This window comes from Paenibacillus illinoisensis NBRC 15959 (assembly GCF_004000925.1).
Taxonomy (GTDB): domain Bacteria; phylum Bacillota; class Bacilli; order Paenibacillales; family Paenibacillaceae; genus Paenibacillus; species Paenibacillus illinoisensis.
On the sequence record NZ_BIME01000002.1, the window covers coordinates 315,504 to 327,531 of the forward strand.

General features: G+C 45.7%; 6 protein-coding genes. 4 read left to right on the forward strand and 2 right to left on the reverse strand.

All coding sequences use genetic code 11. The annotated features are described in order from the left end of the window. Nucleotides 1–381 precede the first annotated feature (381 nt). A complete protein-coding gene (locus PIL01S_RS06855) occupies nt 382–2,019 on the forward strand; it encodes an extracellular solute-binding protein (protein ID WP_371859935.1) in 1,638 nt (545 codons plus the stop codon). 118 nt (nt 2,020–2,137) lie between these two features. Here PIL01S_RS06855 and PIL01S_RS06860 read toward each other — a convergent pair whose 3' ends face one another. Next, on the reverse strand, nt 2,138–3,778 hold the full coding sequence (locus tag PIL01S_RS06860) for a response regulator (RefSeq protein WP_127536857.1): 1,641 nt from the start codon (nt 3,776–3,778) through the stop codon (nt 2,138–2,140). Nucleotides 3,779–3,787: 9 nt separating this feature from the next. Then, nucleotides 3,788–5,497 carry a sensor histidine kinase gene (locus tag PIL01S_RS06865; protein WP_127536858.1) on the reverse strand — a complete coding sequence of 570 codons (1,710 nt, stop codon included), beginning with the start codon at nt 5,495–5,497 and terminating at the stop codon, nt 3,788–3,790. Nucleotides 5,498–5,642: 145 nt separating this feature from the next. On the opposite strand from PIL01S_RS06865, the gene PIL01S_RS06870 reads away from it, so the two are divergent. Genes PIL01S_RS06870 through PIL01S_RS06880 form a run of 3 tightly spaced genes read left to right on the forward strand, consistent with a single transcriptional unit; the run spans nt 5,643 to nt 12,026 of the window. Next, nucleotides 5,643–6,593, forward strand: a complete 951-nt coding sequence (locus tag PIL01S_RS06870; RefSeq protein WP_371859924.1) for an ABC transporter permease — start codon at nt 5,643–5,645, stop codon at nt 6,591–6,593. An 18-nt stretch (nt 6,594–6,611) separates the two neighbouring features. Next, nucleotides 6,612–7,490, forward strand: a complete 879-nt coding sequence (locus PIL01S_RS06875) for a carbohydrate ABC transporter permease (protein ID WP_127536859.1) — start codon at nt 6,612–6,614, stop codon at nt 7,488–7,490. A 42-nt stretch (nt 7,491–7,532) separates the two neighbouring features. Beyond that, nucleotides 7,533–12,026: a carbohydrate binding domain-containing protein gene (locus tag PIL01S_RS06880; protein ID WP_127536860.1), complete on the forward strand. Its 4,494-nt coding sequence runs from the start codon at nt 7,533–7,535 to the stop codon at nt 12,024–12,026. Nucleotides 12,027–12,028: the final 2 nt, after the last annotated feature.

The following is a 12,028-nucleotide window of genomic DNA, read 5'->3' on the forward strand; positions in this document are numbered from 1 at the left end:
GGTGGAAATGAACTCGACATAGAGTGGACGGAAAACCATGAGTATGAGTAACAGCAGCGATACCAATAACAACTGATCACCCGAGCAGTTTATTGAACCGTTAGGCCAACCATAGGATGCCAAGCAGATATAAACCTTGCTGGAACCTTTCGGTCACCCTGATAAACAAGAGAGACAAGAGTAAGACGTTGTACTAATACAACATCCATATTCACTTTTTAATATCCTAAATTAATACAATAAATGTTGCAATATTAGTATGGGCATTCATATGGTTCATTCATTATGATGGACTCTGTAGACAACATCACTACATACAGGGGGACTCACAAATTGAAAACAATCAAGAAAAGAAAGATTGGCGGTTTGGCTTTGGCAGGAATGTTGGCGCTTACAGCAGTTCTTAGCGGATGTAACAGTGGAGCGAGCAAAGAGGCTGCACCGAGCACACCGAGTACTGCACTGGAATTGAAGGACGGGAAGTATGATCCGCCCGTAACACTTACTTATTTACGTCCCTGGGGACCCGAAATCAAATTCAAATCTGGTGAAGATCAGGACAATAACGTGCACACCAAATGGGCAAAAGACAAGCTCGGCATTGAATTAAAAAATCAGTGGGTATCACCGTCCACCAACAATGCGTTTGAAACGAAGCTGCGCTTGTCGCTGGCTTCCAATGCAGAAATGCCGGACATTATTTCGTATCGCGGCGATTTCAATCTGGCACGTGAGTTGATTGAAACAGGCAAGTTCGTTGATGCTGGTGAATTGTTTGATCAATATGCAAGTGATACCTGGAAAGCTGCCGTGAATGAAGATCCTTCCGTATGGTATCCGTACATGCAGGATGGTAAACGGATTGGTATTCCGATTCTGGATTACTCCTACAATAGTGATCCGGTGATGTGGATTCGCGAGGATTGGATGAAGAAGTTTAATTTGAAAGCACCTGAAACGCTGGCTGATCTTGAAGTGATTATGGAAACGTTTACGAATAAAGACCCGGATGGCAATGGTAAAAAAGACACCTACGGTTTGACCATCGGATTCAAAAACTGGCTCAGCACATGGATGTCTGATGCTGGTTGGGTCTTCGGAGCCTACGGCACGATGCCAAATCAGTGGAATCTGAACGCAGAAGGCAAACTGGAGTACGGTTCTGTAAATCCAGGAGCTAAACAAGCTTTGGCAACACTGGCTGACTGGATGAAAAAAGGGTATATTCCAGAAGAAGCTGGGGTATATGATGAAACCAAAGCAGCAGAAGAGTTTACAGCAGGTAAAGCCGGGATTGTTGTAGGCCCTCACTGGATGCCGTCATGGCCGCTCGAAGATGTGAAGAAAAACAATACGGAAGCGGAGTACAAAGCTTACCCGATTCCATCTGGACCTGATGGAAAGGCAGGCAGACGAGGTACCGCGAACGACAACGGTGTAATTCTGATTAACAAAGATATGAAAAACCCAGAAGTCTTTTTCACTTATCAAAACTATCTGTTTGATCACTATGCTAATCCAAAAGCAGGTGATGAATTCGAAAATGGCTTCGCTGAAGGATATGACTGGGCAATGAAAGACGGCAAAGTAACAACGGATGCTAGTGTGACAGGCGGTTATGCACCTGAGAAATACACATTAACGTTTGATGGTGCACGTATCCCAAGTCTGAACATGGCTACGCTTGCGAAGTTTGCTAACGGTGAAGAAGCAACAACACCTTTCGAGAAAAAACTTAAGTCTGGTGTACCGGTACCCATGGTGGAAGCGGCCAAGATTGTTCAGGATCAAAAAGATATCGCTTTAAAACAGATGTTCACAGGTGCACCAACGATGTCAATGCAAATGAACAACGACATCTTAACCAAAATGGAGAAGGACCTGTTCTCGCAAATCATCTATGGTAAAGCTCCGATTGATGCGTTTGATACGTTTGTAGAGAAGTGGAAGTCTTCCGGTGGAGATCAAAATACGAAGGAAGTTAATGAGTGGTACCAATCCGTTACGAGCGGAAAGTAAGTACGAGCTAAGCAACGAAATCTTATCCGTTATTTCGTTCTAACCAAGCTGCTAAAGCAGGTGGGAAAGTACAAAGAAAAGGCCTTGCTGGAAATCATTCCAGCAAGGCCTTTTTGCTTCAAACCGGCAGATTCTCTCTATATTCCTGCGGTGTCAGATCGTAAAACTTTTTAAATACCCGAATAAAATACGCCGTGTTGTTGTAGCCGACAAGCTCCGCAATTTCGAATACCTTGGCACTTGAGGATCTCAAATAGTAAGCTGCTTTTTCCATCCGCAAACGATAGACATAAGCTGTCAGCGCTTCTCCAGTCTCCGTCTTATACACTTTGGAAAGATACACAGGGTGCAGGTGGACATGTTCGGCAATAGCCGGTAAGGAAACATCGGAAGCCAGATGCAGGTCCACAAAGCTTTTGACACTGCGAACGATGGTACTGTGATTGTCCTTCAGCTCCTGTTCCGCGTCTTCACTGATGGAATAAAGTGTGCGGATCGACCAGTCTTTCAACTGCTGGGCAGTAGCATAGCTTGGTGCCTGGAAGTATTTGTACGTTTCGGCAGGCAGGACAGAAGAGATCTGTTTTCCGTTTTTGTGGATGATATAAGCAAAAGCCCCTGCCAAGGCATGATACACCTCAATCGTCGTTTCCGCGATATCATGATGCTGCGCGGATTCGAGCAATTCCTCGAAAATGACCTCAATCTTCTGTTCCACATCGTCAAAGCGGCCAGCTTCCAGAAGACTGATTAGGGTTGGAGGCTTGTACAGAGAACGGATGGCAGGAAGGGGGTGTACATCCTTATCGTCTGAAGCCGTGATGAACAAACCCTGCGCATGTCCCATACGCTTCCGCATGGATCTGACAGCACTCTCATAAATCTCACCAATCTCATTAGGGAATTTGCCCCAGTGAGAGACTGCGATTGAAATAGCCCCTTTTAAATATAATTGAACGTTTGTCTGAATTTGGGCAGCGTAATGTTCCAGCAGCACTTGAGGTTTTTCCTCTTTGCTCACACTTGGTGTGCCGCCTTTTTTGACACTAACCAGCACAACCAGATAATCATGGACATCCCGCGTATGCCAAATATGAAAATGCTGCTGCGTCACCTCGCTGATAATGTTGCTAATGGCATACTGCATCAGCGAAAGATCATGGTCAGCCATCTCGGATAGATGCTCTTCCATTCGAATAACAAGCATGCCCAGCTCCTCACCAACCGAGTAGGGCAGATTTAGTAATTCGAGCTTGTCTGCGAGCATTGAGGGAGAATAGGTTTTGCCTGTCAGCAATTCATGGAGCATCGTAGATTGCAATAAAGGTAAGTTATCCTGGAATGCATGTAAGGCACGTTGATAGGAGGCCGCCGCTTCCCATTTTTGTTTGATCCGGTCAACAAGCCGCTGTACGGTTTCGATTAGATCCTCATCACTTACAGGCTTCAGCAAATAATCAAAGCTTTCTTGAGCCATCGCTTGTTTGGCGTATTCGAAGTCAGCAAAGCCCGAGAGTAAAATGGTCTGCACATGCGACCATTTCTCGTGAATTGCCGTGATTAACTCAATACCAGACATCTCCGGCATGCGAATATCAGTGATTACAATATCAATATCATGATTCTCCATAATCTCCAGCGCTACGGCACCTGACAAGGCTTCGTGTACAGTGCCGATTCCGCAGCTTTCCCACGGAATGGTTTCCGCCAGCGTTTCTACAACGGAACGTTCATCATCAACTAACAAAATTTGTAACATGTACTTCACCTACTCATTGATATTGTTGTGCCATGTAATGCTTACCTTAACGCCTCCGCCAGGCGTATGTTCATAGCTTAGACCCGCGTCTTCACCATACAAAAAAGACAAACGCTGATGAACATTCCAAGTTCCGCATCCCATATTGCCATCGAGCGGTTTGTTAAGATTATCAACCAATTCTTGCATCTGATTCTCCGTCATACCCAGCCCGCTGTCCTCGACGGTTATCGTACACAATTCATCCGTATGATAACCTGTTATGTTGATATGACCGTCTTCAGTACGGGGTTCAATGCCATGAATGATAGCGTTCTCAACGATAGGTTGTAAGCTTAAACGCGGTAACGTTTTATGAAGCATATCGTCCGGTACATCGATGGTAAAATGCATGCGTTCCAGCCGGAGTGCCTGGATTTCCAGGTAATTTTTTACCATGTTCAACTCTTCTTTGATGGAGGCCTGATCATTCTCGGATCTGGTGATGTACCGATAATACTCACCTAAATTAAGCGCCATTGCCACAACGGCTTTCTCATTTTTCATCCTCGCCATATTTTTGATGTAGAAGAGGCAATTGTATAGGAAATGCGGATTAATCTGTGATTGTAGCTGCTTTAGTGTGGCCTCACGTCTTCGGAGTTGTTCTTCGTACACGTTCTCAATCAACTCCTGAATTCGCTGTGCCATGATGTTAAATCGTGCAAACAATAAACTGAATTCATTACGTGAAGAATGATGTAATCGAACAGAGAAATCTCCAGTCGACAAACGGTTCGTTCCCTTTACGAGCTGAAGCAATGGAAGCTGCACACTTCGATAAAGCACATACAACACCACAACACTCATAGCAATCAAAACGGCTATGGAAGCGTAGAAGAGATTACGACTATTCGTGATCGGCCCTAGAATTTGCTGCATAGGCACGTAGTCTACGTAGTACCATCCCAGACTGTCTGAATGTATGTAAGAGACATAGTATTCTGTACGGTCAAGCGTCGTGGTGAATCCGCCTTTCCCCTGCAAAGTCATCTCTTTCAGCTTGGACTGAATCGCAGTCAATGTGCCATTTCCACTAGTGTTGCTTATTAAGCCAAACTCGGGATGGAACATAAAAGGGTCACCTTTGTTATTCAATTTGTTCTGATCCAGCATGCTGGTCAGATGATACACTGGAAAGCTGATCTTGGTAATCAGTCTCGACTTCCCAGGAGTGTCGATCGCTGTCGTTGGATCGGTCGTGTACCACTCAAATTGATTATGCTTATATGCCCATGATTTCGAAAGTGGCTTGGAAAATTCATCCTCTTCATACGGGATATAAGCATAATAATCCGTGGAAATGACTTTTTGCAACCTAGGAAAATAGAGTGTGATGGTCGAATGCCATTTGCTGGCTGCGTTATACAGATTCATTTTTTCAAGAATGGCACTTCCAACTTTGACCCGTTCATATGGCACATCTTTGTAATCCGGGCGCTGATATTCCTGTATGCTGGAATCTTGCCCAATGGACATCCCATAGAGAGATAATTGGTAAATGTTGGATTCTACAGAGTCGGCAAAAGTGGACAAATGATTCATGGTATTGTTCTGAATTTCGTGTTCGATCACCCGTACACTTTCCCGGTTTGAATAGGTGTACAGAAACAAAACCAGGACAAGCAATGCTACAAACAACAGTGTAATTTTGGTAAAGACATTCAGACGAGCGAACAATGCGGGGCCTCCTAAACTCATTAAAATATTGTTATCGTTGTTGCAATATTAGGATATAGATTGCTTATAACCGTTGCTATAATTTTAATATACAAGTTCATATGCACTTGTAAAATACAAATTTTAGAACATGGGGGATGTAGGGGTGAAGGAACATACGTTAGAAACGCCTCGCAAGGGGCGTGCCATCAAGGCGAGACAGCGCTGGAACATGCAACGAAATTGGTCCTTGCATTTGATGCTCGTACCAGCGGTTTTGCTGGCAATTGTTTTTCAGTACATACCGATGGGCGGGATTGTGATTGCTTTCCAGGATTTTAAACCATACCTCGGATTTACCGAATCCAAATGGGTAGGTTGGGATAATTTCAAGTATTTATTCTTATACCCGGACGTAGGGCAGGTCATCTGGAATACACTGGTGATTGCATTTTTCAAAATAATCGCAGGTTTAATTGCTCCATTCCTGTTTGCGATTTTGTTGAACGAAGTTCGTTTATCTGCTTTTAAAAGGGTCAGTCAAACACTGGTGTATCTGCCGCACTTTCTGTCATGGGTTATCCTGGGCGGAATATTGCTTGATATTCTTTCGCCGCAGGGCGGTATGGTGAACAAACTGGTCGTTGCACTAGGCGGAGATCCGATCTTTTTCCTGGGGGATGGAACTTGGTTTCGGATAACACTGATTGTTAGTGATGTGTGGAAAGAATTTGGCTTTGGCACGATTGTATTTCTGGCTTCTCTGTCCGGTATTAACCCGGCACTGTACGAAGCTGCGGAAGTGGACGGTGCAAACCGGTTCAAACAAACACTGCACATTACAATTCCAGCCCTGATGCCGATCACGATTGTACTCATGACACTCTCCATCGGAAACATTTTGAATGCAGGGTTCGATCAGGTGTTCAATCTGTACAATCCGCTAGTTTATGACAAAGGTGATATTATCGATACCTTCGTATATCGTCTTGGTATCTTGAACGGCAAAATGAGCTTCGCAACGGCTGTAGGATTGTTCAAATCGGTCGTGGCAACCATTCTGATCGTTATCTCATATCGCATGGCTTACAAATTGGCGAATTACCGCGTGTTCTAGTAGAGAGGAGAAAAGGGCTTGTATTACAAAACAAAAGGCTATCGAATATTCAGCGTTGCGAATTATATTTTTCTAGGCGTACTATCACTGCTTTGCATTCTACCTATCATTCATATTTTAGCTGTTTCGTTCAGCAGCATGGCACCGGCCTCAGCCAATCTTGTCGGCTTCTGGCCGATTGGCTTTACGACAGATGCATATGTCAAAACGTTCGGAAATTCAAATTTCATTAATTCCTTGCTGGTTTCGGTTAAACGAACCGTCATTGCTACCGTGATCGGTATGGTGATTATGTTACTTACCGCTTTCCCGCTGTCGAAGGAAGATCTCAATTTCAAAGGCCGCTCGATCTACACCTGGTTCTTTGTATTTACGATTTTGTTCAGCGGAGGTTTGATTCCGAGTTATATCTTGGTCCAGAAACTAGGACTGATGGATACGATCTGGGCACTGGTGCTGCCAGGTGCATTGTCCGTGTGGAATGTTATCCTGATGATGAACTTCTTCCGTGGTCTGCCTAAAGAGCTGGAGGAAGCAGCTTATCTGGATGGAGCAGGTCACATTAAAACACTGGCACTGGTATATGTACCGCTATCCATGCCTGCGATTGCAACCTTGTCCTTGTTTACCATGGTAGGTCAGTGGAACTCTTGGTTCGATGGCATGATCTATATGTCAGATGTCAAAAATTACCCACTGGCTTCCTTGCTACAAACCATTATCGTGCAGCAAGACCTCAGTAAAATCAACGTGGACCCATCCATGCTGGAGAATGTTTCTCAGCGTACGGTTCGCGCAGCACAGATTTTCATCGGGGCATTGCCGATTTTGGTCATATATCCATTCTTACAACGCTTTTTCGTTAAAGGTATCGTCATTGGGGCAGTAAAAGAGTAGTACTGCCCTGAAAGTGACCACACATTCTAGGGAGGAATATGAGTGAAAAAAGGGTTGGCTTGTCTCGTAGCAGGAAGCATGATCGTTTCACTGGCAGCTCCGGCCGTAGTCGGGGCAGAACAGATGAAGCAGCAAATGGTAACGGAGCAGGAGCAGGCGTCAAGCCTGCTTCGGGCACCGTACAAAGATTTGCAGGGACATTGGGCTGAAAATGCAGTGATGCGTATGCAGGATATGGCGCTCACTAAAGGTTATACGGACGGCACATTCAGACCGAGTGAACGTATCAGCCGTGCCGAATTTGTTGTAATGCTCGATCGGGTGTTCGGATTCGCTGGAGGCCCCCGAGCGGCGTCATACACAGATATTAGTGAAAAAGACTGGTACTATGATGCGATCACACGAGCAAGTGGATCTGGCATTATTCAGGGAACTGATGTAACACATCTGTCCCCCCAGCTTCCGATTACCCGGCAGGATGCTGTCGTAATGGCAGATCGTGCGTTTCAGTTATCGACAGGCAGTGAGAATAAATCGCTCGGTTCTGCGTTTAAAGACGACAAAGATGTAGCTGACTATGCTAGGAATGCGATGAACTACTTTGTAAACAATAAAATTGTAAACGGATACAACGGAAATCTTGCACCTGAATCCAACATTACGAGAGCAGAAGCTGCTACCATCATGTCTACCTTGATAGCAGATATTAAAAGTTACCCAGGTACCTATGAATCCAATGTAGATGGAAATCTGATCGTTCGCTCAACCGATGTGACGCTGAAAAATACAACAATTAACGGCAACTTGCTCCTTACAGAAGCCATTGGAGAAGGTACAGTGGCGCTCGACGGAGTAACGGTCACTGGAAGTGTAATCGTGAAAGGCGGAGGAAGCCACTCTATCGATATTCATAACTCCAAACTAAATCGAGTCGTGGTAGACAAAAACACCAGTCCGGTACATGTGAAGATCACAGGGACAACTCAAATTGAAAACATGTTTGTTGAACGCAGAGCTACCGTTGAGTTGTCTGCCGAGAGTACGATTAATACATTAAAAGTAAGCAGCAAAGCCCGTAATACCATGATTGACAGCAAAGGTAAAATCAATCTGCTGGACGTAGATGCAGACAACGTATTGCTTAATGGGAAAGCGGTTGCACCAGGACAATACAAGGATAGCATTACGCCTGGGACAGGACAGTCCGAGCAACCAAATGCTGCTACACCAGGTACTTCTAACGGTGGCAATAATTCTAGTACAGGTGGGGGCGGCTCTTCCAATTCAGGCGGAACGACACCATCCGTACCGGGCAATCCTTCAGGAGAAAAACCGATTCCTGCAACGACGATTCCGGATGAGCATTGGGAAATGGTCTGGAATGATGAATTCAATGCGCCTTCCGTGGATGCATCCAAATGGACCGTTCAGGATACGGAGCTTGTGTACAACAATGAGTTACAATATTACAGCCCGAATAACACACGTATTGTTAAGGATGGCAACCGCAATGTATTGCAGATTGAAGCAAAGCGGGAGCAGAAGGGCAGCAAAAATTATACTTCTGGTAAACTGATTACGAAAGAGAAGGGTGACTGGACGTACGGAAAAGTGGTCGTACGAGCGAAATTGCCCGCGCAGCAGGGCATGTGGCCAGCAATCTGGATGATGCCTACAGATGAAGCACATTACGGAGGATGGCCCGCTTCCGGGGAGATCGACATTATGGAGTTGATTGGCGGTAAAAACAAAGATCATGAAATATACAGTACGATCCATTACGATTCCCCAAAAACAGACGGTTCACACGGGCATGACCAAGGCAAGTTTAGCTTGCCACAAGGTGAATCGTTCGCAGATGATTATCATGATTTTCAGGTGGAATGGCTGCCTGGCATGATTCGTTTCTATGTTGACGGCAAACTGCATCATCAGGTAAATAACTGGGAGACGACCGCAGCCGGACAACCGGAAAGTTATACCTTTCCTGCTCCGTTTGATCGTCCGTTCTATCTGATTCTCAATCTAGCCGTTGGAGGAGACTGGCCGGGATCGCCGGAAAGTGATTTTGTCTCTGAGAAGATGAGTGTTGATTTCGTTCGGGTTTACGAGTACAAGAAACTGAGCGAATGGCCGGACGTAACTTCTAATCCTATCGAACCTGAATGGCAGCGGGAACCGCAAGCGGATGGAAACCAGATCTACAATGATCGCTTTTCTGAAGGTGTGGATGTAGATGGTGTGCCGAACGAATGGAACTTCATCACGAATGCAGGCGGGGCTGGTAAGGTAGAGGTTATTGATGATGTGCAGAAGGGTAAGGCAGCGAAAGTAACGATCTCACAAGCCGGAACCGAAAGTTATTCCCTACAACTTACACAAATGCCAATCTATATGAAGAAAAACAGAAAATACAAAGTGCAGTTCGATGCCAAGGCATCTGCGGATCGAGTCATCCGTTCGAAAGTGACGCAGTTTGAAAAAAGCTGGACAAATTACTCCGAGGATAAGAGCTTCTCATTAACTACAGATTGGCAACCGTATGAATACACCTTCAACATGCTGAATGGGGCAGACAACAATGCAAGGTTTGAATTCAATCTGGGATTGAATGAAGGGGAAGTTACGGTGACCAATGTGCGGTTGACAGATATCGGTGAAGCCGACTCTCTTCCAGTGGAACGCAAAGCACTGCCGGATGGAAATTATGTCTTTAATGGCACATTTGATCAAGGGAAGGATCGCCTCGGCTTCTGGTCCAAACAGGTTCAGTCTGATGCTGAAGCGCAGATTACCGTGAACAACTTCCTGAAGTTCCCGATCATGGAACGGCAGCTCGTGATCGACGTTCTACGAACGAACGGCCATTCTGATCAGGTGGCTGTGGTACAGCCGGGAATGAAGCTGGATGCGGGCACTACCTACGGATTCTCTTTTGATGCAAAGGCAGATACGCCACGTACGATGGATTTGGATTTGTCTACCGCAGAGGGGCATGATGTGCAGGTGAATCAAGGGCAGCAGATTCAACTTGGGCAGGAACTCAAGAATTATTCGGGTGAAATTGTGATCGGACAGAACGCAACGACAGCAGCAACGGTAACAGCCGAACTGAAGCTTTTATTCGGCAGTTCCGAAGGGAAGGTCTACATCGACAATGTGAAGCTGACCAAACGAGGTAAGCCGGTAACAGTTCAAGGCTATACTCATATTCCTGCTACGGATGCATGGATGATGCAAGGTCTGCAGCTCGAAAATTCCGATGAAGGCGGCAAACATGTCAGCTACATGGACGAAGGTGATCTGCTGCAATTCAAAATCGATGCAGCAAATGATGGCGTTTATGCACTCTCCACAAGGATGGCAAGTGCCAAAGCCGATTCAAAAGTCCGATTCAGTGTGCAGGATGAACAAGGCACAACGGTTGCAAGCTCCGAACTTCTGCTTGGAGATACGGGGGGATGGCAATCCTATAAGACGGTATATCTGCCAGCAGTTTCTCTGAAATCCGGAACATCGTATTATGTGAATTTTGAAGGAAACGAATATAATACACGTTGGTTGGACGTTTCACAGAATAAAGTAAGGAATGGCGAACTGACCGCAGATGGAACGGATTGGACGCTAATTCCCGACGTGCTCTCGGCTACGTATGGGAAAGACCATGGAATTAGTATTACGTTGCCGGCTGCAACCGACGATGGGTGGGATTCGTTTTTCCAGCAGGGTTCAATTGCTCTTGAGGCTGACAAGACCTATCGTCTGAGCTTTGAAGCTTCAGCATCTGCATCTAAATCAATACAGGCTGTGGTCTCGCAAGGTAATGGCGGCGAAGCCAAGTATATGGATGAAAAGGTAGATCTAACTGAAATTAAGCAGCCATACACCTTCACATTTACAATGGGAGAAACAGCGGATGCGGCGGCCTTACTGAACTTTGATCTTGGCAGACCGCTAGCGGAAGAGCACAGTGTATCCATTCAAAATGTGATGTTGTTCGAGGTGAACCCGGGTGCGGATCAGGGGGGACAGCCGGTACACGTCAATCTGATCCCGAATGGTGACTTTGCCAAAGGAAGTGAAGGCTGGTTCAAATATGCAGCCGGTGTTGAATCTGACCTTGCGATTCATGTTGAGAATCAGCAGCTGCAAGCTGTGATCGGTCAGGCGGGAACGAATCCGTGGGATCGGCAGGTTATTAATGAAGGTTTTGCAATGCAGCAGGGAACCAAGTATAAGCTGACCTTCAAGGCCAAAGCGGATAAAGCGCGCAAAATGGGGGTTGGTATCGGCTGGGTGGATGTTCCGGCTGGATACGCGTGGCATGGATTTTATGGGCAGCAAGTGAACTTATCCACGGAAGAGCAAGAGTACACCTTCACATTCGATACAACCGAGCCAAGCTATGCAAACAGCCGTATCGTGTTTGACATGGGTAATATTACAGGTGCCGCCGAAGATGGTAACACCACAATTACGTTGTCTGGTGTCAGCCTGACCAATCTTGGCCCTGTGCAGACAGCAGTAGCTGATTAAAT

Excerpts from the sequence above, each read along its gene's own strand:
- PIL01S_RS06855 (WP_371859935.1), top strand. The coding sequence starts at position 382 with ATGTTGGCGCTTACAGCAGTTCTTAGCGGATGTAACAGTGGAGCGAGC.
- PIL01S_RS06860 (WP_127536857.1), bottom strand. The coding sequence starts at position 3,778 with ATGTTACAAATTTTGTTAGTTGATGATGAACGTTCCGTTGTAGAAACG.